The following is a 26529-nucleotide window of genomic DNA, read 5'->3' as shown; positions in this document are numbered from 1 at the left end:
AGCAAGGTATGACCCACGTCCGCGTGTGGAAGTTCCGGCCTCCCGATGGCCGGGAGGATGAGTTCGCCGCGGCCTATGGCGCGGAAAGCGTCTGGGCTGCGCTGTTTCGCAGGGCAGACGGATATTACGGTACCCGGCTGCTCAGGCCCGAAGGAGAGGGCGGCTGGTGGATGACCCTGGACCATTGGCGATCCGAGGCCGACTTTGACGCCTTCCAGCGGCAGTTCGGCGACGAATATCGAAAGCTGGACAGGGAGCTGGAGGGGCTTTCTGGCGACGAGGAGTTCGTCGGAACCTTCGAGGAGGATTGATGCCGCTGTATGCAATCGACGATGCGAGGCCGCAGCTTGGACCGGGGGCGTGGGTGGCGCCTTCCGCGGACCTTATTGGCGATGTCCGGCTTGGCGCGAGGGCCAGCATATGGTTCGGCGCCATCATCCGCGCCGACAACACGCCGATCATCGTCGGGGAGGACAGCAACATCCAGGACGGCGCGATCGGCCATAGCGACCCGGGTCTTCCGCTCACCATCGGCGCGCGCGTGACCGTCGGCCACCAGGCCATCCTCCATGGATGCACGATCGGCGACGATTGCCTGATCGGAATGGGCGCCAAGCTGCTCAACGGCGCGATCCTCGAGCCCGAATGCCTTGTCGGGGCAGGGGCGCTGATCACCGAAGGGAAGAGGTTTTCGAGCGGCAGCCTGATCGTCGGCAGCCCGGCGCGCGTCGTGCGGCAGCTCACCGACGCCGAGAAAGCCGCGCTGCGCGCTTCAGCTGCGCATTACGCGGAAAAGGCGGCGCGTTATTCGGAGACGCTCACCGCGGTTTAAAGGCTCTCGCCTTTTTCGTTTACAAACGTAATCACTATGATTACATCCGTAATCGTGAGAGGCGACTCGTGATGGAAAAGCGGCTCAGCGACGCGGAATGGTATGTGATGGAGGCGCTGTGGTCCGCGGCCCGGCCACTAACCGCCATCGAGATTGCCGAGCGCGTGCCCGCCGATCGCGATTGGTCGCTGGCGACGGTGAAGAGCCTGATTTCCCGGCTGTTGGCGAAGCGCGCGGTCGAACCCAAGAAGGATGGACGGCGGTTTCTCTACCTGCCCGCTATTGAGCGTGAACCCTATGTGGCCGACGAATCCCGTCGCTTCGTGGCGAGGCTGTTCGGCGGCAAATTGTCACCACTGTTTGCTCGCCTGGCGGAAGAGGAAGCGCTCGACGAGGAGGATATCGCACAGATCGAGGCCATGCTCAGGGAGTTGCGCAAATGATCGACTGGCTGTCCGACACTTTGCTTGCGACCTCTCTATTGATGGGTTTCGTGCTTCTGATCCGCGAGCCGGTGCGGCGGGAGTTCGGTCCTGCGGTCGCATACGCCTTGTGGCTGGTCCCCACGCTGCGCCTTCTGATGCCGCCGCTGACATGGACGGTCGAGCGAGCGGTCTCCGCTTCGCTTGCGCCCGCCGCAACCTATTCAGCGCCGCCTTCGATCGCAGGGCCGGTCGTTCCGAGCCTGGTCGACCAACTCGGTGGTTGGGACGTTCTCGCGTTGTCGACCTGGCTTGTCGGTGCTTCGGCAATGCTGGTGTGCGGTGCGATCGTCTATCGATCCCAACGGCGCCAAGTCCTTCGTGACAGCGTCCAGGTGGCGTGCCTCGGCGATATAAGGATCGTTCGTAGCGCAGCGGTGCGGGGACCGATGGCCTTTGGCATTCTCGATCGGGTCATCGCGCTGCCGGTCGATTTCGACGATCGGTACGAGCCGCAGGAGCGCCGCCTCGCTTTCGATCACGAGCTTTCCCATCACCGGTCGGGCGACGTGCTCATCAATCACCTCGCCTTCGTGTTGCTTTGCCTGCAGTGGTTCAACCCGCTGGCGTGGCTCAGCCATTCCGCCTTCCGTTTCGACCAGGAAGCGGCTTGCGACGCGCGAGTCCTCGACAAGATCAGTAGACTTAATCGCGCGACCTATGCGCAGGCCATCGCCAAAGCGGCGTCGGGACGCGCGCTGCTGTTTGCGGCCGCGCTCGATCGCCCGAGCACATTGCAGAAAAGGGTACGATCCATGCTCACCAGCCCAAGCAGCCGTCGCCGCGCGGCCGGCAAGACACTCATCGCCCTGACCGCCGCCACGGCTTTGCCGCTGACGGCGAGCTGGGCCACGCTTTATGTCGAAGTGCCCGCCGGCGCCCCGCCTGCAGCTGCGTCGAAAGTGCTTCAGACCGGCATGCGTGTGCCGAATACACCTCGGGCGTTGGCATCTGCCGCGGCAGTGACTGCTGTGGACGACAAATCCGTTCGAGAGAATCAGGACGGAACGGTGACTCTGGCCGGCGGGGTCAAGCTGGATAAGGGGAGCACTGCGTTCTTCGCGAATGATGATGTGCTCATCAACGGCAAGGTGAAGCGCCTGCAGGAGCTGAGCCCGGCCGAGCGTTCCCAGATTCGCAAGGCCATTCTGGACTCGCAACGCGAGCTCGCTCGTGAACGGGCTGAGTTGCCGAAGGAACTGGCGGAGCTTCGCCAGGAAGCTGATCGCGCCCGGAGCGGCGAGCTGAAACGGGAGCTCATGCAGGATCAGGAGGACCGCCGGCGTGACCTCGCAGAAATAGATTCGGTGGCCGCCGAGCTTCGCGCGCATGGCGAAGACCCCGAAAAAAGGAAGGCGGAGATCCTTAGCGCCATTCGCGAGGCGGAATCGATCGACGTCGACAAGGAAATCCGCGAAGCGATCGAGGCGGCCGATCCGGACAAAATCGCGGCGGAACTACGTACGGCAGAAGAGCAGATGACCCGAATGTTGACTACGCTCGACCGGCTCGATCGGCGTTGACGTCGCACGGCTCGGGCGAAGGGAGAGCTCTTTACCCCCTCGGGTGCAGCCCGACCCGCATTCCGGCTCTCCGTAACCGGTACTTGATCCGGCCGAGGATGGTGTCGGCGACATAGTAGGTGACCATCATCGAAACGCGTTCGCCGTCGGCGACTTCAGTCCGGTCCGCACTGTGCCAGCTCTCCGTCAGCGAAACCGGAAAAGCGTAGCCGCTTGCCGGGAGGAAGGGCATTTTTGTCTGTCGCTCGGCGAGCTCGCCAGTCTCGCCCTCGTGAAAGATCGTGCCGAGATGCCGCTGGCGCTCGTCCGCAGGCAGGTAGAATTGGACGGTGATTGCCTTGGTGGGCGCATCCGCGTGGATTCCGATCCGGTATCCTGGCTGGTCACGAAGCAATATTGGGACAGGGTAGAGCCCAATGCGTCCGACCGGCTTGCCGAAGCGCGCTTCGAGAACGGAACGGAACTTTCTCCTGAAGGCCTGCTCGAGTTCACGCGAGCAAAAGGCGCGGCCGATCGACGCCCATACCCGCCGTTGCTCGGAAGGCAGCTGCCGCAGGAGCTCCGGATAAAGGTACATGCGCAGCCGCGTGCTGTGTCCGTCGGCACGCATTGCGTCGCGGTGCCGCAGCTCATGATAGGATCGTCGATCAGGCATGGAGGAGAGCAAGGTCTCATATTCCGGCCGCGGAAGCACATTGGCCATGTAGATGTGATCGAAGGGGGAGTGTCGAAGCTCGCTTCGTTCGACGGCGTCGACGAGATAATTCTCGATGTCGCGTTCCACCGTCCTCATGGACCGCCCCCGAGGATCGTAGCGGAGCGCGAAGCGGCGAGGCGGTTGACGTTGGGCACTGCGCTTGGGCCCAAGCCAACGGCGTCAGAAATGAGACCGTGCTCGCGAAGCGTCCGCCAGAAAGCGCGAAGATCGTTCGGCGGAATGGGTTTTGCGGGACGGGCAAAGCTCATGACTGTCATGACCCAGCTGCCCAGGAGGCTAGGCCGGACCGGGACGAGCTGCACCGGTTTCCGCGTGGATATCGCATCGGAGACCATCGCCACGCTGTCGGCCGTTACATGGATCTCGTCGGCGTGATCGAGCAGCTCGACGTAAGTGGGAATTCCGCCGAAAGGAATGAGAGTCGCCGGGCAGCTTGAGCTGGCTATCCGCTTCTCGACCTCGGCGAGAAGGCGTTGCGGGGTCCGCGGACTGCCGACTACGACGAGCGACCCGTTTCCAGCCGGGCCAGCCAGCAGGTCATCCACTGTTCTCCAGACCTCTTCGGGGTCGAGCCGCCAATAGAGTGTGGAGCCGCCCAGGATCAGAAGGCGTCGCGGGGCTGGATGGGCGTCCCAGAAATCCGCCCGGTTTTCAGCCGGCGCCTTTCGCCTGGTCAGCGCGAAGGGCAGTCGCAGCAAGTTCGCGTGATCTTCGATCGGATATTCGGGCGTAGCGATAACCAGGTCGAACTTGGCCGGAGAAATGCGGGGATAGCCGACGTGGATGGATCGCGTGCTGCCGCCCGATTGCTTTCGTAGCGCCTGAACGACGGCCACGCTGCGATGGCCTGTCGAGATGGTGAGATCGGGGGCTTTGCCGGTGAGCAACTCGCGAGAACGGGGATCGAGACTGCGCAGCGTCGCTCCAAGCAATAGTGGCCCGAGATGGCGCCAGCGATTGTAAGTCAGCTGCTTGCGTTCAAAAGGAAGGCCAAGCGCCTCGGCGAGTGCCAGGACCTGGTTATTATCGCCCCGGTGCGCGCCGAGCAGCGCCCAGATTTTTGGGCTCCGGGGCTGTTCGAGCACCTGTCGGACCGCCTTGGCAGCTTCCTGTGTCGTTTCGACGGCGTCAGAGGCCTTGGGGTCGTCAGCCCGGCCCACGAGACCGCTCAGGCGGAGGTGATTCCAGAAAGCAGGCAGGTCGGTGTTCGATCGGAGGCGAACGCCCAGGCTGCGCAGCAGATGAGCAGCCTTCCCCCGAAATGAACGGCCGATCGGAATCATTGCGACCGGCTTTTGCGTAAGGATGGCCTCCGAAAGCATCGAGACGCTGTCAGCGGTCACGTGGAACTCGTCGCAGCAAGCAAGAAGCGGAGCGAAGCGCGGGAAGTTGTGCACGCAAGCTTCCGCATCATCACGCAGTAGCTTCTCCAACATGCGAGCGACCGACTTCGGCGTGCGTCGGCTGGTGACCGCAATCACGCTTCCACCGAGCTTCGCTCGTTCTGCCTTGAGATTGCGGACAGCACGCTCGAGCTTCGCAGGGTCGACCTTCCACTGTCTCGTGTTTCCGCCAACAGCGATCATCCGGCGCGGTCGAGGCATCGATTCCAGCCAAAGCTGTTCTTCGGCGGTCGGCTCCACGCACCCGGCAGGGTTCCCGATCGGGAGCGGGATCCTGAGGACATTCGCGGCGCTCGCGATCGGATATTGCGGGGTCGCAATCAGCAGGTCGATGTCGTCGATCGTCGATCGGGGATTGCCGATCTGCACCAGACGGGTGCGACCTCGCGACTGGCGACGAATGAAGCGCGCGACCGGCATGCTTTCGTAACCCAGTCCAATCACAAGGTCGGGCCAGGGCGGGACCAGCTTCGAGCGTGCCTCTTGAGTCAGATACAAGAGGCGCTCGTCACGCAGTCGACGCACGTGGCGCAGCCGGTTGAATTCCAGCTCCTTGACCTCGAAGGGAAGCCCAACGGCCGTCGCGAGCGCGCGCACCTGATTGTCGTCGCCGGTCCGATTGCAGAGTAATATCCAAACCTTCTTGCCGGAGGCGCGATCGCTGAAAAGAGGATCGTCAGGCAATTTGCCGCTCCCGGGCCGGTATGGTCACGGGCACCGGCAGCTGCTCGCGCCACCAGCAACTCAGCATGGCGATTGCGTAGAGAAGGCGGCCATGATTGCGGATGCCCTTGCGATGCTCTTCGAAGGTTCGTTCGATTCCGCGGGCGTCGAGGAAGCCCTCGCTCGCGAGCCCTGACGATTGCCACGCATCGCGCGCAAAGTCGTTGAAACTTCCGACGAACCAGTCAGCGAGAGGCATTTGGAAGCCGAGCTTGCGCCGGTGGAGCGCTCCGTCGGGGAGCAGAGGCTCGAAGGCGCGCCTCAGCGCATATTTCCCAACTCCGCCGCGCAACTTCATGTCCGTCGGCATGGTCAGCGCCCAGTCCACAAATTGATGGGACAGGAATGGAACTCGCGCTTCGAGCGACCAAGCCATGGTAGATCGGTCTAGTCGCTGCAGCAGCGATGCCGGCATGTGGACCGCAATATCGCCAAGGGCCAGCTGCTCGAGCTCCGACAACCCTTGCTGCTTCGCCGTGAAATAGGTGGCGGCAAAGGTCGCCTCCGACATGGGCTCATCCCAAAGATGATAGAATTCCGGATCGTAGATGTGCTTGCGCACGTCGTCCGAAGTGATCGTTACCGCAGCGAAGAACCGCTCATATCCATTGGTGAGCATCGCGCCGCGACGAAAGCGATCGGCATGGTCGCGAAGATAATTCAGTTGTCGCGACGGGAGATCCGGAATTTCGCCTACGAATTCGAGCCCGCCGAGAGCATGGACGAGTGTGGACCATCGAGCCATGCGGCGGGCCCACCGTTGGCGATTGTATCCGAGGAAGAGTTCGTCGCCGCCTTCGCCGCACAGGACGACCTTCACATGCTGTGAAGCCGATCGGGAAAGATACCACAGCGGGATCGCGGAATTGGCCGCGGTCGGCTCGTCGAACGATCGCTGGACTGCCGGCAAAACCTCCGCTGCCGTCTCGGGGACGATCGGCAGCACCACATGCTCCAGCCCGATGTGACGAGCGATCTCAGACGCGGCCGCTGTTTCGTCGATCTTCGATCCTGGAAAGCCCGCCGTGAAGGCTTTGACCGGATGCGTTGAGATAGTCGCCATGCTCGCGGCGATCGCGCTGGAATCGACGCCGCTCGAAAGGAACACGCCTACGGGAACGTCGGACAACATGTGCTTTTCGACTGTCGCCCGCACCCGGTGCCGGGTCTCTTCGATCCAGTCTCTATCACTCCGTCCAGCCTGGGGCCGCATCTGCGGTTTCCAGAAACAGCGGGTGGCCGTGCCCAATGCGCCCACCGTCACGACGTGACCGGGCGGGACGGCGCGGACCTGCCGGAATATCGACCGCGGTCCGAGCACGTGTCCGAAGCGGAAGAAGTCACGGATGCCGCGCTCGTCGACGTCGAACTGGAACCCCGGAACGACGCGGAGTGCAGAAATTTCCGAAGCGAAGGCTAATCCGCCCAGCTGCTCCGAGAAGAAGAGCGGCTTTATGCCCAATGGGTCGCGCGCGAGGGTCAGGGTCTTGGTGAGATGGTCCCAGATCGCGGCGGCATACATGCCCTCAAGCCGAAGCCAGGCTTCGTGGCCCCATTTCACATAGGCTGCCAGGAGCGTCTCGATGTCGCTCCGCGTGCGGAATGCCGGCTTTCCCCCAAGCTCACGTCTTAAATCGAGATGGTTCACGATCTCGCCGTTGCAGACGATTGAATAGCGCCCGTCGGCGCTCCTGATCGGCTGTCGACCGCGCTCTACGTCGATGATGCTGAGGCGGCGCATTCCGAAGCCGAAATCGCCGTCGATCAGATAGCCGAAATCGTCGGGGCCCCTACGCAGCAAGCGGTCGCATTGGCGACTGAAGATCTCGCGCGTTACCGGGCGACCCATCCTTCTATACCAGCCCGCAATTCCGCACATGAGTGTTCACCAAGCGAGCGGAAGGCCCGCAACGCCGGGAGACATGAAGAGCGAAAATGCGCGTTGAAAGGTAAGACGCGGAACATGAACAAAGTTTAATCTGGGGGCAACGTGATGCCCCACTTCAACCCTCTATGAAGCGGCCCGAACATGAACTTCGGGCAAAGCAGTCGGAAAGTGCCCAGCACGAATCAATTGCAGGATTCGCCGGCCATTTCGTGAGGCTAGCTCGTGAAAGGGAGGTCGGGCAGCAAGGGTGGACCAGAGACTCTCATGTCGTTTCGCCTGCATCGTCGGTGCGCCGCGCACTGGCACGACGTCGCTCGCGCAGTTCATGCGGGCTCATCCTTCGATCTGTTTTTCGAAACTGAAAGAGCCGCATTTTTTCTCGCAGCATGATCTGAATGGGATTCCGGATGAGGAACTCCGGCAGATTGTTACGGCCGAGTATCTCGACCGGTTCTTTCCGCACCGTCGCGAGGATGGTTCGCTGCTCGCGGAAGCGTCGGTCACCTACCTCTACACTCCCGAGCGTATGCGCCCAATTCTCCGGCTATGGCCCGAGGCGAAGTTCATCATTTGCCTCAGAGACCCTGTCGAGATGATACCTTCTCTTCACCAGCGGCTCCTGGTCCTGGGCGATGAGAACGTTCGCGACTTCGAACGGGCGTGGCGACTGGTCGATGCGCGCAGAAGGGGCCGAAGCGTACCCCGTTCTTGCATCGAACCGCGGTGGCTCCGGTACGACGAGCTCGGCCGCCTCGGATTCTACGTTGGACGATTTATTTCAGTGGTTGGCCGCAACCGCTGCTTCTTCGTCCTTCACGACGACATCCGGTCAGATGCCGCACGTGCCTTTCGGGATGTTGTCGAATTCCTCGGACTGCCGCCTTGCGAGCCTGCAGACACGACACCCCGGCGGGTCCGTCGCGATTTCAAATATGGATGGCTCCAGCGGTTGCTGATGCGCCCGCCTGTCATCACCCGCAGGCTGCTCGCAGGCAGCGCCTATCGTCGGCGGGTCGATAGCCTCAGCAAGCTCGACAAGCGAAAGTCACCCGGCATTAGGATTATCGAACGCTCACGCAAAAACCTCCTGAAATGGAACGAGACCGAAGCCCCTCAGGTGGCTTTATCGCCCGCTTTGCGCGCTGAGTTCGGACAGCTTTACCGCGAGGACATCAAACGGCTGGAGGACATCATTGGCCGTAACCTTGATCATTGGCTTGGGCCTGCTCCCGACTAACCGCCCCCGCGTTCGCCAACTGTCGGCTCAGGATTTGTCTCGTCGAGAGTGCCAGTTGGGCAAAGATAACGGACGAAGCGGCCACCGATGCCAGGGCGGCGCCCTCTGGTCCGATCGTCGGCAAGAGCAGAGCCAACAAGACCCCATAGAGGGCCGCTCCGATTGCGCGCGAACGAAGGATACGTCCGGATCGGCCGTGCGCGCTGTGAAACGGCTCGAGCGCGAAGCCCACAAGATCGATTGCTGCAGCAATCGAGAGCAGGAACAAGAATCCATGCGCGAACTCGAAGCTTTCTCCGGCGATCAATCGCAAGATCGTCGCCCCGGCGAGCCCGATGATGAGGACGGCCGTCAGGGCGAGAGCGGCGGCGATCCACGTCAGCCGGGTCAGCACCTTGCGTGCTGTCAGATGATCGTTGGTGGCAATGAGCCGCGCAAGCTCAGGGTACAGCGCGCGGGTGATCGTTTCGACCGGCTTCACCAGGCCCTTCGCGATACGGTTCGCGATTCTGAAGCCGCCGGCTTGCACCGGTCCGGAAACGGCTCCCACCGCCAAGGTCCCGAGCTGCATCCAGAAGAGGCCCAGCGAGTTCGAAAGGTTCGTTTGGATCATGAACCTCCACAGCCGGCGGTTCTCCCGAAGCGCCTGCATGAATGCGGCGCGGCCGAACGTCAGCCTGGAGCCGTGGATGGCTACGACTGCGATCCACTGTGCAAGCGTTTGCAGGATGGTGGCAGCTCCCCATACGGCCAGGAAGCCTACGGTTGGCCAGCCGGCCGCCCAAGCCACCGCCGAGCCGGCAAAACGTACGATCGGCCCTATCGCTTCCGTAAAAGCCTGAAGGTCGAAACGATCGAACAGTCGCAGCATTCCCGAGGGCGTGCCGCCGCTCGCGAGGAGGACGATGCAACCAAACACTGCGGCGGGGAGCCGGAGTTCGGCTGGCCAATGCAGGATCGGGGCTGCAAGCTCCACACCGCCAACCGCAATCGCCGTTCCCACAATCGTGCTCGCGGCATCCAGCGTCGCAGTGAATCCGAACAAGCGCGCAAGGCCGTCGCGGTTGCCGGCGGCAAGGTGCGCGGCGCCGAAACGGATGACCCCTTTCCACGATTGAAATTGCACCACGTTCGCGATCAGTTGCCCGTAGGTGAGGACAAGCGCAAATTCGCCGAACCGCTTCGGTCCGAGAGCGCGCGCAGCAATGGCCAAATAGGCAATGCTGAGAATGCCGATGAAACCGCGCGAACCCGCGAGCCAGCCGACATTTCGCGCCATTCGGGCAAAGACGCCGCGCTGCTTTCCCTTACCGAGGTTCACTTGAGCTCACAGGGGGCGCATGATCCGGCGGATCGAAAAAGGGACCATGCGGGTGCCGGTAATCCCAAAGCGGGCGATACGCCATCGTGATCGGCTCGCGTCCAAGTCGCTTCGAGGTGCGTGTGTATTTGCCGCAATGCCCGCTGTCCGGCATTCCCTGCTCGGTCCTGGGGACCCGCAAATGAATCTACGAACGACGCAAGTTCGAGAGTTCGGCAGGCAGGTCTTGCTGGGCGAGGCCCGCGCGCTCGACGCGCTTGGGAGAAGCATCGGCGATACGTTCGAAATCGCCGTCAATCTTATTCACACCTGCTCGGGCAAGCTAATCGTCGGCGGACTCGGGAAGTCCGGTCACGTTGCACGGAAGATCGCAGCGACCTTCGCATCCACCGGAACGACAGCGATCTTTCTGCATCTCGCGGAAGCCGTGCACGGCGACCTCGGCATGGCGGCGCGCGGCGACGTCGCACTGCTCATCTCGCAAAGTGGTGAAACCGCAGAGCTGGAACCCGTTATTGCGCATTTCGAGCGCGTCGGAATACCGGTCATCGCGATAACCGGAAACGCCGGCTCGATGCTAGCTGCCGCGGCATCCGCGCCGCTGGTTCTGCCGCCGCTCAAGGAAGTCGGACCCGAAGGAGTTGCGCCCACTACATCGACGACGATGGCGGTGGCGCTAGGCGATGCACTTGCAATGACCGTCATGCACCTGAAGGGGTTCACCCGGACCGATTTCGGCCGCCTTCATCCGGGTGGTGCGATCGGTGCGCGGCTCAAGCCTGTGCGCCGACTGATGCATTCCGGAGCCGAGATGCCACTGACAAATGCCGCGGCCTCGATGCATGAAGCAATCGTCGAAATGAGCGCCAAACGCCTGGGCATGGTTGGGGTGATCGACGAAGAGGGTGTTCTCGTCGGCGTGATCACCGACGGGGATCTTCGCCGGAACATCGAGCGCGGCCTCGATCGCAAGGCTGCAGACTATATGACCGCCAATCCCAAGACGATCGGTGCCGACTCCCTGGTCGACGACGCGCTCCTCCTGTTCGACCGTCACAAGATCACGACGCTGTTTGTCATCGAAGAGGCTGAGGCCGGACAAATGCGTCCGATCGGCGTCTTGCACATCCACGATTGCGGTGGTGCGCGATGAAGGTCGCGGTCCTTATCCCCGCAAGGATGGGCTCGTCGCGCTATCCCGGAAAACCGCTTGCGCAACTCCGCGGGGCATCAGGCGTAAGCAAGCCGCTTATCCAGCGCAGCTTCGAGGCAGCGCAGCGCTTGCAAGGCACGGCCTCGGTGCATGTCGTTACGGACGATATGAGGATCGCCGAAGCTGCCACGGGTTTCGGTGCTGACGTCATCATGACGTCATCCGATGCTCGAAACGGTACGGAGCGCTGCGCCGAGGCGCTGCAGGAGCTCGGCGAAGTCGACGTCATCGTAAACCTCCAGGGCGACGCCCCGCTGACGCCTCCGCACTTCGCAGAGAATCTAGTCGAGGCGATGCGACGCGATCCGGCGCTAGCCGTAGCGACCGCCTCCATCAGACTTCGGCCAGCCGAGCTCCACCAGCTGCAAAAGGAAGAAGAGGCCGGCCGAGTTGGCGGGACAAGCGTAGTCACCAATGCTGCGGGATATGCGCTCTATTTCTCCAAGCGCTTGCTTCCTTACCTGCCGATGGGATTCGAGGCGACGAGCGATGAGTCGCCGGTCCAGCTCCACATCGGCCTCTATGCGTACCGGCCCGGTGCGCTCCGGCGCTATGCCGAGTGTCCGCCTTCGAGGATCGAGGTCTTGGAAGGCCTCGAGCAGTTGCGTTTTCTAGACGTCGGCATCCCGATCCGAATTGTCGAGATGGAGCCCCCTCGATTCACGATCCGCGAACTCAACAATCCAGAGGATATCGACCCGATCGAGAAGGCGTTGGCCGCCGCGGGGATCGAGTGACGATCGTGGCTCTTCCAGGTCCCTTCGGGTAAGGAGCCGCCGTGCGCCTGTTTGATCGCGAGATTGGGCTGGACCAGCCCCTCTTCCTCATTGCCGGCCCATGCGTCGTCGAAAGCGAGGAGCTGCAACTCCGAGTGGCTGAACGGTTGAAGAGCATTACCGACAAGCTCGGCATCCTCTTCATATTCAAGTCCAGTTACGACAAGGCGAACCGGACCTCGGATAGCAGCTTTCGGGGCCTTGGAATGGACGAGGGGCTACGGATACTTTCGAAAGTGCGAGAGCAAATCGGCGTGCCGGTTTTGACGGACGTTCACGACATCCCCCAGATCGCCGCCGCGGCGCAGGCAGTCGACGTCCTGCAGACGCCTGCCTTCCTGGCTCGCCAGACGGACTTCATCCACGCCGTTGCCGCCGCCGGAAAACCCGTCAATATCAAGAAGGCGCAGTTCATGGCTCCGGGGGACATGAAGAACGTCGTGGAGAAGGCACGTAACGCGGCGCATGCCTCGGGTGTGAACGAGGAGACGATCATGGTCTGCGAGCGGGGTGCGTCCTTCGGCTACAACAACCTCGTCTCCGACATGCGCAGCCTGGCGATCTTGCGTGACACAGGATGCCCGGTGGTGTTCGACGCGACGCATTCGGTGCAGCTTCCGGGCGGTCAGGGTACGAGCTCTGGCGGCCAGCGGGAGTTCGTTCCAGTTCTCGCGCGGGCGGCCGTTGCGGCCGGTATATCCGGATTGTTCATGGAAACGCATCCCGATCCCGCAAACGCGAAGTCCGACGGACCGAATGCCTGGCCACTCGATCGCATGGAGAGTCTACTGGCGACTCTCCTCGAACTGGACCGCACGGTGAAGAATTCTCCGCTGCCTGAGCGGGAGCTGATGGTCGCTGAATAGCGCTAGCCGGCACCTTCCATGAATAACATTTAATCGACCCGCCACAGTAGCGAAATGGTCGCTCTCCTATCCGCCTGGAACGCCGGTAGCACCGGTCAACACAGGAGACGCATGACATGACCAAGCAACTCATCGCCTCGTTTGTGGCAATCGGCCTCCTTGCCGGTTCGACTGCTGCGGCGGCTACGACCACCAAGCCCCAGACTGAAAAGGCCAAGCCGCACAAGGCACACGCCAAGCCCAAGCTCAGCGCAAAGGCGGACCAGCCCAAGGCTCCGAAGACCAAATAACTAACCACTCGCCCTCCCCGAGCCGCCCGGCGTCCCTCAAGCTCCCTCCGCCGGGCGGCGACCCCGCCATTGCCGGGCCGGTAAGCGGCGTCGTATGCAGATGGCGGAGAGACAATGGGCCGGAAGATCCTTGTCATTGAAGATGATGCGGAGACCGCGGACTATCTGGGCCGCGGCCTTACCCAGGAAGGTCATCTCGTAGAGCAGGTCAGCAACGGCCAGGACGGCCTGTACCGGGCCACAGACAGCACGTTCGATCTGATCATCCTCGACCGGATGGTCCCCGTGCTGGACGGCCTTTCCGTTCTCCGCGCTCTCCGCGCCGCGCAGATCGAAACTCCGGTCCTGATCCTGTCGGCACTCGCTTCGGTTGGAGACCGCATCGAAGGTCTCGATTGCGGATCGGACGATTATCTCGTCAAACCCTTTTCATTCGCGGAATTGCTGGCACGCGCCAATGCCTTGCTGCGCCGAAGCGAGGCCCGCGTCGCAGCCAATCCTCAACTGACGGTCGGCGATCTCGTGATCGACCCGATGTCGCGTACGGTGAAGCGGGCGGGCAAGAAGATCGACCTGAAGCCGCGCGAATATCTCCTCCTGGAATATCTCGCCCGGAACGAAGGCCGGGTCGTCACGCGGACCATGCTGCTGGAGCAGGTGTGGGACTATCATTTCGACCCGGCGACCAACGTGATCGACGTTCACGTGAGCAGGCTTCGGCGGAAGCTCGAAGAGGGTTTCGAGCGTCCGCTGCTGCATACGGTCCGCGGTGCGGGTTACGTGCTGGAAGCTTAGGCACCGTATCGGATGTCGACGAAGCTGCGGATAGCGTTGCTGGCAGGTTTCCTCGCCTTTGCGTCGAACATGCTCATCATTGGGTACATCCACTTCCAGACACGGGACGAGATCGTAACGGAGCTCCGTCACCAGGTTGCTCAGCAGTCGGCGGCTCTCGATCAAGTCTATCGCCGGGAAGGGCTGGCTTCGCTCAAGCAGGAAATCGCGGAGGCGACCGAGGCCGGCGATCAGGTCGCGGTTGCCATAGTAGATGGCGCTGGACGGCCGCTCGAAGGTAATATCGACGCCATCATATCGCCCTCGGTCACCTCCTTCGCGAAGGCCCGGACGGCGGTCCTCAAGATGAAGGGCGATAATTCCGCGCTGGAGGCGTCGGTGAACATCCGGCCCATCGCCGGACGGCAGTGGCTGCTCACCGGCCGGACGGTGACGGGTGGGATCAGCCTGAGGGAAACGCTGGAGCGGTCCCTACTCGCCGCATTGGCGGTCTCGGTGATCCTTGGCCTGCTCTGCGGCCTGATACTGGGCCAGTATGTCGACCGCCGTATCCACGATATCGTGATGGTCGCCGACCGAATTGGCGGTGGCGACATGTCGGGTCGCGTGCCGTTGTCGGGCGCCAACGATTCGTTCGGACGGCTGTCGTTGCGCATCAATCAGATGCTCGACCGCATATCGACGCTGATGAGCGAGCTTAGGATGCTGACCGACAGCCTCGCCCATGACCTGAGGTCGCCGGTAGGCAGGCTTCGAGCGGCGGCGGATGCCGCGTTGGCCGCGGACACCGAGGAAGAGCGCGAGTTGATGCTCGCGGCCATCATCCGGCAGTCGGATTCGCTGATGCGGATCCTGACCACCGCGCTCGAGATTGCTCGATCGGAGGCGTTCACCAGCCAGAACCAGTTCAGCTGGTTCGACCCGGCGCAACTAGCGGCCGAACTGGTCGAGATGTACGAACCCGTAGCCGAGGAGGCGGGGGCAAACCTGCGGCTCGACCGAGGTACGGTCGTCGTCCCCGTGTTCGCTCATCGTCAGTTGCTCGCCCAGGCGCTGAGCAATCTCATCGAAAATGCGATCAAATATGCGTCTTCGGGCGGCGAGATCGCCGTCATGGTCCATGACGAAGATTCCACGTTGAAGCTCGGGGTAACGGACCGCGGCCCCGGTATTGCCGTGGAGCAGCGGGATGAGGCTCGCCGTCGCTTCGGACGGCTCGATCCCAGCCGAAGCGAGGAGGGGGCGGGTCTTGGGCTGTCCCTCGCTCAGGCGATTGCTCACCTGCACCACGGTGAGCTTGCATTGTTCGACAATGGACCAGGGCTGGTTGCGCTGCTTCAGATTCCAATACGCGGTGAGGGCAAGCCAGGCAGGATGACGCCGGGTTTTGCCCTTTGAGCTAAATCCTGCGGTTCATGGTGTTTTGAGCGGCTTGCAATATTTCTGCTGCTCTTCGGGTGAAGAGCGGAGGCGGGTGGTCAGATAATATCCCGCGGCGTCGTGGACATAGGCGCGATGTCCTTCGTCGATGAACTTTGCCGCATCGCGTTCCCAGCCCGCCACGCATTCCTTCCCATCCACGCTCGAATGCCCGCACTTCACGAAATTGTCGTATGCCGTCCGCCAGGCGAGGAAGTCGGTGCGGTCCATGACAGGGCCGTGTCCGGGGATCAAAGTCCGAAAGGGAAGGGCGGCGATCTCGTCGAGCGCATTCGCCCAGCCATCGGCGCAAGCCGTGTCCATGAACGGCACGATGTCGACCACCAGATCGCCGACGATCGCGATTTTGGCCTTGGGGTCATAAAGCCAGACGTCGCCTTCGGTGGCGGCGAATTTCGTGAGGTGGACGTCGAGGGATCGCCCGGCAATCTCGACTGGACCCGATTTGCTGATGACGTCGGTGGGGCGAAGCAGCTCAGGATGGTCCATGACGTGGAAGCTGCGGTCCATTTCGGCGCGCTGCGCCGGTGAGGCCTTACCCGATCTGACGAATTCTTCGGCGCCTTTGCGGCTCGTCGGGAAGAAGCCGACCAACGCTCCCTCAAGCGCATCCGAGGCATAGACCCGAACGTTCGGATAGGCCTTGCGGATGTCCCAATTGCCGGTGGTGTGGTCGAGGTGCCAGTGCGTGTTGACGATCGCCGATATCGGCTTCCGCCGCTCATTAGCGTAGGCGAGGATGGCTCGGACGTGCTCCGGATGCCGACCCGTGTCGACGACGATCAGCCCGTCCGGCGCGTCGAGGACAATCGTATTTCCGTCCGGACCTTTGTTCGGAGTCACCTGGCCGGGGATGAGGTGATAGGGCTCCGCCGCGCTCCGCGCCGCGCAGGCCCCGAGCATTATAAGAGCGAAGGTCAGAATGGCGCGCATAGGCCCTCCCCGCGAGACGCGCCGACCTAGGACGATTGCAACGATCTCAGGGAGCGAAACTCTTCCAATGGCCTCACGGCAGCGATTAACGGCTGCAGACAATAGGCGGCATAAACTCGGTAGAGCTACTGATACGGATTCAAGACCGGAAATCGTACCAATTGTCTGCTGGCGGCTCGGCGTTTGTCCCCTCTCGCTGGGCCGCCAGAGTCACTCAGCCCGGAGCTTGCATGGCCACGGCCCCGATACCCCATGTTTACAGCCTCTGCTTTTTCGAGGGAGGTTCGATCGTCCCGGACGTCGAGCTGGTGGAAGCCTGCGACGACGAGGAAGCCGTCGACATAGCGCGATCCCGACGCCTCTTTGCGATGCGCGAGATTTGGGAACGCCATCGCCTTGTGGCCGTGATCGCCGCAACGCATTAGCAGGCAGCCGGGTGGCCGCCGTCATCCTTTTCGGCCTATTGTTGGCCAGCGCTCCCGCGACTCCGATCGCCGTCCAGCTCCGGTCAGCCAGCCAGAACAAGACGACCGAAAGGTTCGCCTCGAGCGTCATCAAGGAATTCAGAAGCGACCGCCGCTTCGTTGTGGTTGCAGCCAACTCTCCGGCGGAAGTGATCGTCACGCTTCCCAACGACGTGGGTTACGAACGCTCGCTGGATTGGACTCGAATTTCCTACCAGGCTCGGATCGAGGCCGTTGGAGGAGCTTCGCGAGACATTCACGGCAGCTGCTGGAATTGGAACCTGCGCGTCTGTGCGCAGCAGATCACGGCGGCCGCGGCCGCCCAGCGTTGATGCTCTACTAGTAAACCCGAGCCTTGGGCTTGATGTACTGAATGTCGTTCGTGAGCGTGAACTCATGCACTGGGCGATAGTCGATCCGGACCCCACCAGCCGGGGCCGTGCCGCCCCAACCACCGAACCATGCGACGGTGTGCTTCATCCAGTTCTTGTCGTCACGCTTGGGATAATCCTCGTGCATATGGGCGCCGCGGCTTTCCTTGCGGTTGGCGGCGCAGTGCATCGTGACGACGGCTTGAGAGAGCAGGTTGTCCAGCTCCAGCGTCTCAACCAGGTCGCTGTTCCAGATGAGGCTGCGGTCGCTGACCCGCACGTCCGCCATCCGCCCATAGACCTTGTCGATGTTGGCGACGCCTTCGGCCAAAGTACGCTCGGTGCGGAAGACTCCGGCATCCTTCTGCATGGTGCGCTGCATGTCTAGCCGGATCTCGGCCGTGGGGCTCGCGCCTTCAGCATGCCGGAACTTGTCGAGACGGGTCAGCGCGAGATCGCCTCCGTCCTTCGGCAGCTCTTCCTGGATCGCGCCGGATTTCACGGTCTCGGCAAGCCTCAGTCCCGTTGCTCGGCCGAACACGACGAGGTCGATCAGGCTGTTTGAGCCGAGGCGGTTGGCGCCATGCACGCTGACGCAGGCCGCTTCTCCGACCGCGAAGAGGCCAGGGACGACCGCATCCGGATTGCCGTCCTTCAGCGTCACGACTTCGCCATGATAGTTCGTCGGGATGCCGCCCATATTGTAGTGCACGGTCGGCACGACAGGGATCGGCTGGCGGGTAAGGTCCACGCCGGCGAACGTCTTCGCGGTCTCCGTGATTCCCGGCAGGCGCTCCGCCAGGATCTTGGGGTCGATATGGTCGAGGTGAAGGAAGATATGATCCTTATGCTCGCCGACGCCCCGGCCTTCGCGGATTTCCATCGCCATTGAGCGCGATACGACGTCCCGGCTGGCGAGGTCCTTCGCGGACGGTGCGTAGCGCTCCATGAAGCGCTCACCCTCGCTGTTGGTGAGATAGCCGCCTTCGCCGCGCGCACCTTCGGTGATGAGTACGCCTGCCCCGTAGATGCCGGTCGGGTGGAACTGCACGAACTCCATGTCCTGCAGCGGGAGGCCGGCGCGAAGCGCCATGGCGTTCCCGTCACCAGTGCAGGTGTGCGCCGAGGTGGCCGAAAAATAGACGCGGCCGTAGCCGCCTGTCGCCAGGACCACCGCCTGCGCGCGGAAGCGGTGGATCGACCCGTCGTCGAGGCAAAGGGCGACGACGCCCCGGCAGGCGCCGTCCTGCATGATCAGGTCGATCGCGAAATATTCGATGAAGAAATCCGCGTCATACTTCAGGCTCTGCTGGTAGAGCGTGTGAAGCATCGCATGGCCGGTGCGGTCGGCAGCCGCGCAGGTGCGTTGCGCCGCGGGGCCTTCGCCCATATTTTGCGTCATTCCGCCGAATGCGCGCTGGTAGATGCGCCCGTCGGCGGTCCGGCTGAACGGCATCCCGGCATGCTCGAGCTCGATGACCGCCGCCGGAGCTTCGCGGGTCAGATATTCGATAGCGTCCTGATCGCCGAGCCAGTCGGAGCCCTTGACGGTATCGTACATGTGCCAGGTCCAGTGGTCCGGGCCCATGTTGCCGAGGCTCGCGGCGATGCCGCCTTGCGCTGCTACCGTGTGGCTGCGGGTCGGGAAAACCTTCGTGACGCAGGCGGTTTTCAGGCCTGCGCCGGCAGCGCCCATCGTCGCGCGAAGGCCCGCGCCGCCCGCTCCAACGACCACCACGTCATAGGTATGGTCGACAATTTTGTAGGCGGAGCTCAAGCGTGGCCTCCGAAGGAGATTTTCGCGAGCGCGTATAGCGCCAGCGCGCCACCCCCGACGGCGAGGAAGAGCAGCAGCGTGTTCAAGGCGAAATTGTTGCCCGGCTCATGAACATAGTCGTCGACTACGACCTTCAGGCCGTCGAGCGCATGCTTGAACCCGACGATGACCAGAAGCGCCATCGGGACCGCTCCCCATGGCGAGCCTAGCCATTCGCTGAGCGTGCGTTGGTCTAGCGCGGGCAGCATCAGCAACGAGGCGATCAGCCATGTGCCGAGCAAGAGGAGGGCGACGCTGGTCACGCGCTCGCTCAGCCAATGTTCGCCGCCTTCGCGAGCGGAGCCGAGGCCGCGCACCCGCCCGAGCGGAGTCGAGCTATCACCAAGGCTCATGGGCGTACTCCCAGCAGCCAGCCCCAGAGGACTGCGGTCAGAAGAAGCGATCCGACGATCGTCAGGATCGCGAACTTTTTGTTGGTGTTGAGCTCGAAGCCAGCGCCGCTGTCCATGACCAGGTGTCGCACACCGGACAGCAGGTGCTGGAAGAAGCTCCATGTCAGGCCGACCAGGACGATGATGCCGATTGGATGGCGGGCAGCCGTCGCGAACCGCTGATACGCGTCTCCACCCTCGGCGATCGCCAGAAGCCACCAGGTGAGCGCCGCTAGGCCGGCAACTGCCAAAGCGCCGCCGGTTACGCGGTGCAGAATGGAGACCGTCATGTGCGGTCCCCATCGCCAGATGGTGAGATGGGGCGAAAGCGGGCGGGATCGGGTCGTTGCCATGTTCGGGGCGCTTAGGGCGCGGTCTCGGCAGAGGCAAGATTCGGGCGCACGCCTAACCCGGTCTTAACCATTGTCGGGCAAGAGCCACCTCAAGAGGCGAATTCACTGGAGAGCGATTGATGAGCGGCGATACTGGACATCTGCAGCGGCTGACAGACCAGCAGGTGAGCGCGCGCCTTGCGGCTTATAACCCTCGCGGGTCGCTTGAAGCCGATATCGCTCTTCTGCGTGACAACGCCACGGACCTGATCGCCGCGGAGGTCCTCAACGAGCTCGGACCGGATCGGGCGGAGCGCTACAGCGCCATTTACTCCGGCCGGGTGGACACCGGTTGGGTCCAGGGCATCGCCGAATATGGGCGCCTCATTTATGCCGAGCGGATCTCTGTCCCCGGCTATATTGCAGACCGCACCCGCGTAGCGAGCAAGATCGTGTCTGCCATCGTCGAGCGCTTCTCGAACGATCCCGTGAAGCTCGAGGAATGCGTCGGCGCGTTCCTTCGCCTCAGCATGTTCGAAACGGACATCATTCTTGCGCAGGTTGCCCTCCTCGAGGCGATCGAGGCCGCCGATCAGCGCGGACGCGAGAGCGAGCAGTTCGAACGCCGCGTCAGCGACCTGGTTCGCGCCAGCACCGAGCAATCCCGCGCTCTGACCGATCGTACGCGCTCTACCGCCGCATCGGCACGCGGCATGCTCGGCAAGACCAGCGAAGTCGCCGCCGCGGCCGAGCAATCGGCCGTCGCCATGCGCGAAGCCGCCCAGACCGCCGCTGGCCTGATCCGCGCGATCGAGGACGCACGTTCCGAAGTTGAAGTCGCGGCCGGCGTTGCCACTCGCGCGGGCGATCAGGCAAGCCAGGCTGTGAAAGTCAGCCAGGCTCTTTCGTCCCACGTCGAAGCGATCGAATCGATCCTCTCGCTGATCCGCGACATTGCCGGTCAGACCAATCTCCTGGCACTCAACGCCACCATCGAGGCGGCCCGCGCCGGAGATGCAGGCCGCGGCTTCGCGGTCGTCGCGCAGGAGGTGAAGAGCCTCGCTTCTCAGACGGCACGGGCGACGGACGACATCACCGCCAAGATTACGGCGATCCAGCAGGCCACTCGACAGACGGTGGACGCGAACGGCTCGATCCAGGGCACGGTGGAGGAAGTGCAGAGCTCCGCGGACCGTATCCGCCAGGCGATGGAGCTTCAGGCGCAGACGGTGACGATGATCACTGCCGCGGTGGACGAGACCGCGCTCGCGGCGGACTCAATGAGCTCGACCATCGCCGCGATCCGGTCCGATACCGAGAATGTCGCGAAGGACATCGACGAGGTGGAGCAGGGCTTCGGCCGCTTCTCCGAGCAGATCGTCAACTTCAAGACGACCGCCAAAGCCTTCGTCAACGGAATGGCTGCGTAACTCCCACTCCCGTTGCCGCGGCGGATCGGCTAATCCGCCGCCATGAACATCCTGATCACGGGGGCAAGCCGCGGCATCGGCGCGGCGGTCTATGCATTGCTGAAGAAATGCGGCCACCATGTCGTTGGTCATTCGACCAAGGGCAGCGACGATCTCATCGCCGGCGACCTCATGGATCCCACCGCGCCTCGAAATATCTGGGACACCGCGCTCGATGAGCTCGGCGGCCAGATCGACGTCCTGGTCAACAACGCGGGCATTTACGAGGGGGTCGCGGACAATGTGACCGACGAGGAATGGCGCGAGGCCTGGAATCGAACCCTGACGATCAACCTCCAGGCCCCGGCCGATCTCTGCAAGCTTGCGGTTTCGCACTTCCTCGATGCGGGAGCTCCCGGCCGTATCGTGAACGTCGCGAGCCGCGCCGCGTTTCGCGGCGATAGCCCGCAGCATTGGCACTATGCCGCATCCAAAGCGGCGCTTGTCGGGATGACCCGGACGATCGCGCGAGGCTACGCGGCCGAGGGCATATTGTGCTTCGGGGTCGCTCCAGGTTTCACGGTATCGGAGATGACGGAGGAATATCTGCAGGGGCGGGGAGGTGCGCAGATCGTCGCGGACATTCCCCTCGGCCGGGTAGCAAGTACCGACGAAGTCGCGGAGGTGATCCGCTGGCTGGCCATCGATGCACCGGCTTCATCCACGGGCAGCGTCATCGACGTGAACGGCGCCAGCTATGTTCGCTAGCGTCGCGATTGCACTTGCCGCTGCGCAAGGCTTTCCGATCACGATCCCGCTCCAGAAAACGCCGCGGCAGGTCGAACAGCCCAGGGCTCCGATGGAGATTTCCGGCCCGGAGTTCGCCGCGCGTTGCAAGGATTGGGATGATTGGGACAAGCCGGCGCCGCCCGTGCGCATCCATGCGAATACCTATCTGGTCGGCACCTGCGGCATCGCTTCGATCCTGATCACCGGGACCGGCGGGCATATCCTTATCGATGGCGGGACCGAGCATGACGCGGACCTGATCGCGGACAACATCCAGGCGCTCGGGTTTCGGTTGCAGGACGTGAGGATACTCCTGCAGAGCCACGAGCATATCGACCATGTCGGAGGAATCGCGAGGTTGCAGCGCCTGACAGGCGCGCAGCTTTTCGCGTCACCGGCCGCCGCCAAAGTCTTCGAGACGGGGCTCGACGGAGCGGAGGATCCCCAAGCAGGGACCCAGAAGCCGATCGAGAAGGCACGTGTCGATCGGGTCATTCACGATGGCGAGGATGTTCGGCTCGGTAATCTCTCCCTGACGGCCATCGCGACGCCGGGTCACACCCCGGGCGCCCTCAGCTGGCACTGGGGTAGCTGCGACGGAGGGGTGTGCAGGCGGATCGTCTATGCCGACAGCCTGACGCCAGTGAGCAAGGAGGGCTATCGGTTTTCCGATCATCCGGCCTACCTCCAGGCCTATCGCGCTTCCCTGGACAAGCTGCGCAAGGTCGAGTGCGACATCCTGCTCACGCCGCATCCTTCGGCCAGCAAGCTGATCGACCGAATGGCGGGTCGCGCGCCGCTCGATGATCCCAACGCCTGCCGCGCTTACGCCGATGCGATCGGGAAGCAGCTCGACGAGCGGCTGGCGGAGGAGGCGAAAGGCAAGTGAGCTTTCGCGTAACGGTGCCGTGCACGCGGGCTCAGGGAGAATCGATTCCCGACGCGGGCGATGCCTTCGCGAGATGCGCTGATCCGCCGGTGCTGGTCGCCGACGAACCCGATCCGCACAAGCCCGACGACTGGTTGATCCACGCTTATTTCGAGCATCCGCCTACCGATCGGGAAATCGCAACACTCGCTTCGCTTGGTAACGGCGACCCCCGCATCGAAGAGCTTGGAGAGGCGGACTGGGTCACGATGAGCCAGGCGGGGCTGCAGCCGATCCGCGCCGGGCGCTTCTACGTGCACACGCCAATGTACCGAAATGTCCCTCCGGGCACCGTGGCTTTCGAGATCGATGCCGGCCTAGCTTTCGGGACCGGGCAGCACGCGACCACTGCCGGGTGCCTGGAAGCGCTCGATCGGCTGGAACGCGAAGGGGAGCATTTCGGCAACATTGCCGACATTGGAACCGGCACCGGCTTGCTGGCCTTCGCCGCGCTCGCGCTGTGGCCGGGGGCACGTTGCATCGCGACGGACATTGACCCGATCGCCATCGACGTCTGTCGCGAAAATGCCGCGATCAATCATGTACGGCTTGGTCATGCGCCCGGAGAGTTGCTGCTCGGCGCAGCGGATGGGATGGATTCTCCATTGCTCGCCGCCCGCGCCCCATTCGACCTGATCATCGCCAATATTCTCGCCGGCCCGCTGATCGAGCTAGCACCCGGATTTGTGGACGCCCTGACGCCGGGCGGGGCAATCATCCTGGCAGGCCTGCTCGACACGCAGGCGGCGGCGGTGCGGGCTGCGTATGAATCACTCGGCGCTGTGCTCGGCGACTGTGGCAATAGTGAATGGCCGGTTCTGCTTTTTCGACGAGCGGACGTTTGAACGTCCGAATGCTAGCATTAAGGCTGGCGATGAGAAGGCGCCGCTGCCAGATAGCAACTCGAAATTCTCATTGATTCCAATTGCGAGAGTATAATGGCTTCCGACTTCTGGGTGATTACCTGCTACTTCAACCCGTGCCGCTACAAGACGAAGCGCTATAACTTCGACCTGTTCATGGATGGGATGAAGAAGTCTGGCGCGAACGTCCTCGTGGCCGAGCTCGCATTCGGGGAAGAGGAGTTCGAGCTTCCCGCAGGCGACGGCGTCCTCCGGCTGCGCGGCGACGGCCTGATGTGGCAGAAGGAGCGGCTGCTCAACATCGCCGCGGCGACGTTGCCAAAATCGTGCACCAAGATCGGCTGGTTCGACAATGACGTGCTGTTCGGAAATCCCGACTGGGTCAGGCTGACTTCGGAAGCCCTCGATACCCACATGGTGGTTCAGCCCTTCGACTGGTGCGTCCGCCTGCCGCGCGGAACGACCACATTCGACGGGCGCGGTGAAACCTATGAATCCTTCGCGCAGGTCTATTCTCAAAAGCCCGGCGTGGCGCGCGGGGGGGAATTCTACCAGCACGGACACACCGGTTTCGCCTGGGCTGCGCGGCGCGAGCTGTTTGAGGAGATCGGGCTCTACGACGCCTGCCTCACCTGCAGCGGCGACCATCTGATGTCCCATGCGTTCGTTGGCGGCATGCGGCACAGCCCGTGCATCGGCCGGATGATCGGGCCGCAGCAAAAGTATCTGAAGCACTTCTTCACCTGGGCGGTGAAAGCGAGGGATCTGGTCCACGGCAAGGTCGGGGTCGTTCCCGGCGACCTTCTGCACCTGTGGCATGGCGACCTCGTCAACCGGCGCTACACCGAGCTCAACAACGAATTCAAAACCTTCGACTTCGATCCCGACCGCGACCTGCGGTTCGACGAAAGCGGGCTTTGGGAATGGAAGGATGCGTCGGAGGAGTTGCGCGCCTGGGCGAGCGAGATGTTCTGGCTCCGCCGCGAGGATGGCGATCCAGCCGACGAAGAGGATCAGGAAGCCGCGGCTTGATGAACGCGGCGATCCTTGCCGCTTTGGCCGCGCAGGCCGCTACGGCGCAGCCCGTCGCCGAAAAGCCGGTGAAGCCCGAGGCGGCGGTGTCGGTGCCGGCATCACCGTCGAAAGCCGACAAACCGAAAGCAGACGCGGAGCCGGCAAAGCCGTTCTTCGTGCCGACGGAGGTCCGCTCAACCGGCTCCGTGACGGTCGGGGGACGGCGCATCGCTTATCGTGCGGTTGCCGGCACGCTCGTGGTCCATTCGAAGGGATGGGAAGACACGGACGCGATCGAGGCGGCGGCGAGCTCGAAGGGCGGGGACGAGGACGAGGACAAGCCCAAGGCCGAGGCTTCGATGTTCTATGCGGCCTATTTCAGGGAGGGCGCTCCGGCCGTCGATCGGCCGATCACCTTCCTGTTCAACGGCGGCCCCGGTTCCTCGACTGTCTGGCTCCACATGGGCGCCTTCGGGCCGCAACGCGTGCAGACGCTCGATGAGCGGCACACTTCAGCGCCATATCAGCTGATCAACAACGACCAGAGCCTCCTCGACGCCAGCGATTTGGTCTTCATCGATGCTCCCGGGACAGGTTTCAGCAGGATCGCGGGCAAGGACAAGGAAAAGGGCTTCTACGGCGTCGACCAGGACATTGACGCCTTCACGCAGTTCATCACGCAATTCCTGTCGAAATACGGACGCTGGAGCTCGCCGAAATATGTGTTTGGCGAAAGTTACGGGACGATGCGTGGAGCCGGGCTGGCGCTGTCGCTCCAGGACAAGGACGTGGACCTCAGCGGCCTGATCCTGCTTTCGGATATCCTCAACTGGGATCTGATGCCCGACGATCCGCAGCTAAACCCGGGCGTCGACCTGCCGTACGTCGTCAGCCTGCCCACCTATGCAGCCACGGCCTGGTATCACAACCGGATCGCTCGGCCCGCTGGAGACCTGCAAAGTTTCCTCGGCCAGGTCGAAGCATTCGCGACCACGGATTACGCGCAGGCTTTGATGAAGGGTAACGAGCTGACGAGCGCGGAGCGCGACCGCATCGCGGGGCAGCTCTCGGCATACACGGGTCTGCCGGTCGCTTACCTGCTCAAGACAAACCTGCGTATCGAATATGGAGCGTTCCAGAAGGAGTTGCTGTCCGAACAGGCGACCACTGTCGGGACGCTCGACACGCGCTTTCTCGGCGCGACGATCGACCCCTTGAGCAAGGTCGCGAGCTATGACCCGCAAAGCGCGGCGATCAGCGCGGCCTACGTCGCGGCATATAATGGCTACGTTCGTGACAGGCTCCGCTACGGGGAAGGCATCGAGTTCAAGTCGGGGATCTCCGTCTACGAGGATTGGGACTACAAACATGAGCCGCCCGGCGCCGGCGACCCGCTGATCGCCCTTCCGAACGTGCTTACCGACCTCGCCGTCGCGATGAAGCAGAACCCCGACTTAAAGGTGATGGTGAACGGCGGCTATTACGACGTCTCCACGCCCTACTTCGCGGGAAAATATGAGATGCGGCACCTTCCGGTTCCCGCAAACCTGCTGAACAATATCGAGTATCGCTATTACGAGGCGGGACACATGGTCTACGCGCATCACCCGTCGCTGGTCGCGCTGCACGACAATGTCGCCGACTTCATCCGGAGAACGTCCGGGGCGCACTAGGCTTCGCTTTCGCTTGACTCGGTCTTTCAAGAGGACGC

Annotated in this window: 27 protein-coding genes; 19 read left to right on the top strand and 8 right to left on the bottom strand. The window is 62.8% G+C overall.

What is annotated here, in order from left to right; translation table 11 throughout:
• Positions 1 to 8: 8 nt before the first annotated feature.
• From LZ538_RS01565 to LZ538_RS01550, 4 genes are all read left to right on the top strand, one after another.
• A complete protein-coding gene (locus LZ538_RS01565; RefSeq protein ID WP_249830245.1) occupies positions 9 to 311 on the top strand; it encodes an antibiotic biosynthesis monooxygenase family protein in 303 nt (100 codons plus the stop codon).
• Positions 311 to 832 (top strand): gamma carbonic anhydrase family protein, encoded by a 522-nt coding sequence (locus LZ538_RS01560; protein ID WP_249830244.1) that lies wholly within the window; start codon positions 311 to 313, stop codon positions 830 to 832. The genes LZ538_RS01565 and LZ538_RS01560 overlap by 1 nt, the downstream gene beginning before the upstream one ends.
• A 71-nt stretch (positions 833 to 903) precedes the next feature.
• Positions 904 to 1275, top strand: coding sequence for a BlaI/MecI/CopY family transcriptional regulator (locus tag LZ538_RS01555; RefSeq protein WP_249830243.1), 372 nt, complete (start codon positions 904 to 906; stop codon positions 1273 to 1275).
• Positions 1272 to 2837: a M56 family metallopeptidase gene (locus tag LZ538_RS01550; protein WP_249830242.1), complete on the top strand. Its 1566-nt coding sequence runs from the start codon at positions 1272 to 1274 to the stop codon at positions 2835 to 2837. The genes LZ538_RS01555 and LZ538_RS01550 overlap by 4 nt, the downstream gene beginning before the upstream one ends.
• 31 nt (positions 2838 to 2868) lie before the next feature.
• Here LZ538_RS01550 and LZ538_RS01545 read toward each other — a convergent pair whose 3' ends face one another.
• The 3 genes from LZ538_RS01545 to asnB are packed head-to-tail and all read right to left on the bottom strand — an operon-like array spanning position 2869 to position 7560.
• Positions 2869 to 3630, bottom strand: a complete 762-nt coding sequence (locus LZ538_RS01545) for a hypothetical protein (RefSeq protein ID WP_249830241.1) — start codon at positions 3628 to 3630, stop codon at positions 2869 to 2871.
• A complete protein-coding gene (locus tag LZ538_RS01540; protein ID WP_249830240.1) occupies positions 3627 to 5642 on the bottom strand; it encodes an ELM1/GtrOC1 family putative glycosyltransferase in 2016 nt (671 codons plus the stop codon). The genes LZ538_RS01545 and LZ538_RS01540 overlap by 4 nt, the downstream gene beginning before the upstream one ends.
• Complete coding sequence (gene asnB / locus LZ538_RS01535; protein ID WP_283937531.1) at positions 5635 to 7560, bottom strand: asparagine synthase (glutamine-hydrolyzing); 1926 nt, start codon at positions 7558 to 7560, stop codon at positions 5635 to 5637. Before asnB ends, LZ538_RS01540 begins: the two co-directional genes overlap by 8 nt.
• 256 nt (positions 7561 to 7816) lie before the next feature.
• On the opposite strand from asnB, the gene LZ538_RS01530 reads away from it, so the two are divergent.
• Positions 7817 to 8806: a sulfotransferase gene (locus LZ538_RS01530; RefSeq protein WP_249830238.1), complete on the top strand. Its 990-nt coding sequence runs from the start codon at positions 7817 to 7819 to the stop codon at positions 8804 to 8806.
• On the opposite strand, the gene LZ538_RS01525 is transcribed toward LZ538_RS01530, so the two are convergent.
• The gene (locus tag LZ538_RS01525) at positions 8760 to 10127 is read right to left on the bottom strand and encodes a lipopolysaccharide biosynthesis protein (protein WP_249830237.1); all 1368 of its coding nucleotides are present in this window, start codon (positions 10125 to 10127) and stop codon (positions 8760 to 8762) included. The genes LZ538_RS01530 and LZ538_RS01525 overlap by 47 nt on opposite strands.
• Positions 10128 to 10308: 181 nt before the next feature.
• On the opposite strand from LZ538_RS01525, the gene LZ538_RS01520 reads away from it, so the two are divergent.
• The 6 genes from LZ538_RS01520 (at position 10309) to LZ538_RS01495 (ending at position 15465) form a co-directional block, all read left to right on the top strand.
• Positions 10309 to 11280 carry a KpsF/GutQ family sugar-phosphate isomerase gene (locus LZ538_RS01520; protein ID WP_249830236.1) on the top strand — a complete coding sequence of 324 codons (972 nt, stop codon included), beginning with the start codon at positions 10309 to 10311 and terminating at the stop codon, positions 11278 to 11280.
• Complete coding sequence (locus LZ538_RS01515; RefSeq protein WP_249830235.1) at positions 11277 to 12077, top strand: 3-deoxy-manno-octulosonate cytidylyltransferase; 801 nt, start codon at positions 11277 to 11279, stop codon at positions 12075 to 12077. Before LZ538_RS01520 ends, LZ538_RS01515 begins: the two co-directional genes overlap by 4 nt.
• A gap of 41 nt (positions 12078 to 12118) precedes the next feature.
• On the top strand, positions 12119 to 12982 hold the full coding sequence (gene kdsA, locus LZ538_RS01510) for a 3-deoxy-8-phosphooctulonate synthase (RefSeq protein WP_249830234.1): 864 nt from the start codon (positions 12119 to 12121) through the stop codon (positions 12980 to 12982).
• 116 nt (positions 12983 to 13098) lie between these two features.
• The gene (locus LZ538_RS01505) at positions 13099 to 13272 is read left to right on the top strand and encodes a hypothetical protein (protein ID WP_249830233.1); all 174 of its coding nucleotides are present in this window, start codon (positions 13099 to 13101) and stop codon (positions 13270 to 13272) included.
• 114 nt (positions 13273 to 13386) lie between these two features.
• Positions 13387 to 14067, top strand: coding sequence for a winged helix-turn-helix domain-containing protein (locus LZ538_RS01500; protein WP_249830232.1), 681 nt, complete (start codon positions 13387 to 13389; stop codon positions 14065 to 14067).
• 12 nt (positions 14068 to 14079) lie between these two features.
• Positions 14080 to 15465: a sensor histidine kinase gene (locus LZ538_RS01495; RefSeq protein ID WP_249830231.1), complete on the top strand. Its 1386-nt coding sequence runs from the start codon at positions 14080 to 14082 to the stop codon at positions 15463 to 15465.
• A gap of 15 nt (positions 15466 to 15480) precedes the next feature.
• Here LZ538_RS01495 and LZ538_RS01490 read toward each other — a convergent pair whose 3' ends face one another.
• Positions 15481 to 16440: an MBL fold metallo-hydrolase gene (locus LZ538_RS01490; RefSeq protein ID WP_249830230.1), complete on the bottom strand. Its 960-nt coding sequence runs from the start codon at positions 16438 to 16440 to the stop codon at positions 15481 to 15483.
• Between the two features lie 230 nt (positions 16441 to 16670).
• On the opposite strand from LZ538_RS01490, the gene LZ538_RS01485 reads away from it, so the two are divergent.
• Positions 16671 to 16865, top strand: a complete 195-nt coding sequence (locus LZ538_RS01485; RefSeq protein WP_249830229.1) for a hypothetical protein — start codon at positions 16671 to 16673, stop codon at positions 16863 to 16865.
• An 11-nt stretch (positions 16866 to 16876) separates the two neighbouring features.
• Positions 16877 to 17236 (top strand): hypothetical protein, encoded by a 360-nt coding sequence (locus LZ538_RS01480; RefSeq protein WP_249830228.1) that lies wholly within the window; start codon positions 16877 to 16879, stop codon positions 17234 to 17236.
• A 7-nt stretch (positions 17237 to 17243) separates the two neighbouring features.
• Here the strand turns inward: LZ538_RS01480 and sdhA are convergent, their stop codons facing one another.
• From sdhA to sdhC, 3 genes are read right to left on the bottom strand one after another with little or no spacing between them, the layout of a single operon-like run.
• Positions 17244 to 19052, bottom strand: a complete 1809-nt coding sequence (gene sdhA / locus LZ538_RS01475; protein ID WP_249830227.1) for a succinate dehydrogenase flavoprotein subunit — start codon at positions 19050 to 19052, stop codon at positions 17244 to 17246.
• Positions 19049 to 19444, bottom strand: coding sequence for a succinate dehydrogenase, hydrophobic membrane anchor protein (sdhD, locus tag LZ538_RS01470; protein ID WP_249830226.1), 396 nt, complete (start codon positions 19442 to 19444; stop codon positions 19049 to 19051). The genes sdhA and sdhD overlap by 4 nt, the downstream gene beginning before the upstream one ends.
• Positions 19441 to 19836: a succinate dehydrogenase, cytochrome b556 subunit gene (gene sdhC / locus LZ538_RS01465; protein ID WP_249830225.1), complete on the bottom strand. Its 396-nt coding sequence runs from the start codon at positions 19834 to 19836 to the stop codon at positions 19441 to 19443. The genes sdhD and sdhC overlap by 4 nt, the downstream gene beginning before the upstream one ends.
• 119 nt (positions 19837 to 19955) lie before the next feature.
• Between sdhC and LZ538_RS01460 the strand changes: the two genes are divergently transcribed.
• From LZ538_RS01460 to LZ538_RS01435, 6 genes are all read left to right on the top strand, one after another.
• Complete coding sequence (locus tag LZ538_RS01460) at positions 19956 to 21245, top strand: methyl-accepting chemotaxis protein (RefSeq protein ID WP_249830224.1); 1290 nt, start codon at positions 19956 to 19958, stop codon at positions 21243 to 21245.
• Positions 21246 to 21287: 42 nt separating this feature from the next.
• Entirely contained in the window at positions 21288 to 21992 is a 705-nt protein-coding gene (locus LZ538_RS01455) for an SDR family NAD(P)-dependent oxidoreductase (protein WP_249830223.1), read from the top strand.
• On the top strand, positions 21982 to 22902 hold the full coding sequence (bla, locus tag LZ538_RS01450) for a subclass B3 metallo-beta-lactamase (RefSeq protein WP_249830222.1): 921 nt from the start codon (positions 21982 to 21984) through the stop codon (positions 22900 to 22902). The genes LZ538_RS01455 and bla overlap by 11 nt, the downstream gene beginning before the upstream one ends.
• Positions 22899 to 23786, top strand: coding sequence for a 50S ribosomal protein L11 methyltransferase (locus LZ538_RS01445; protein WP_249830221.1), 888 nt, complete (start codon positions 22899 to 22901; stop codon positions 23784 to 23786). The genes bla and LZ538_RS01445 overlap by 4 nt, the downstream gene beginning before the upstream one ends.
• Positions 23787 to 23879: 93 nt before the next feature.
• Positions 23880 to 24836 (top strand): hypothetical protein, encoded by a 957-nt coding sequence (locus tag LZ538_RS01440; protein WP_249830220.1) that lies wholly within the window; start codon positions 23880 to 23882, stop codon positions 24834 to 24836.
• Entirely contained in the window at positions 24836 to 26491 is a 1656-nt protein-coding gene (locus tag LZ538_RS01435; RefSeq protein ID WP_249830219.1) for a S10 family peptidase, read from the top strand. Before LZ538_RS01440 ends, LZ538_RS01435 begins: the two co-directional genes overlap by 1 nt.
• The last annotated feature ends 38 nt before the right edge of the window (positions 26492 to 26529 follow it).

Origin of the sequence: Sphingomonas hankyongi, from assembly GCF_023516575.1 — a bacterium.
Lineage (GTDB): Bacteria > Pseudomonadota > Alphaproteobacteria > Sphingomonadales > Sphingomonadaceae > Sphingomicrobium > Sphingomicrobium hankyongi.
The sequence above is the reverse complement of the archived record's forward strand: the minus strand, read 5'-3'. Positions and strand labels throughout refer to the sequence as shown.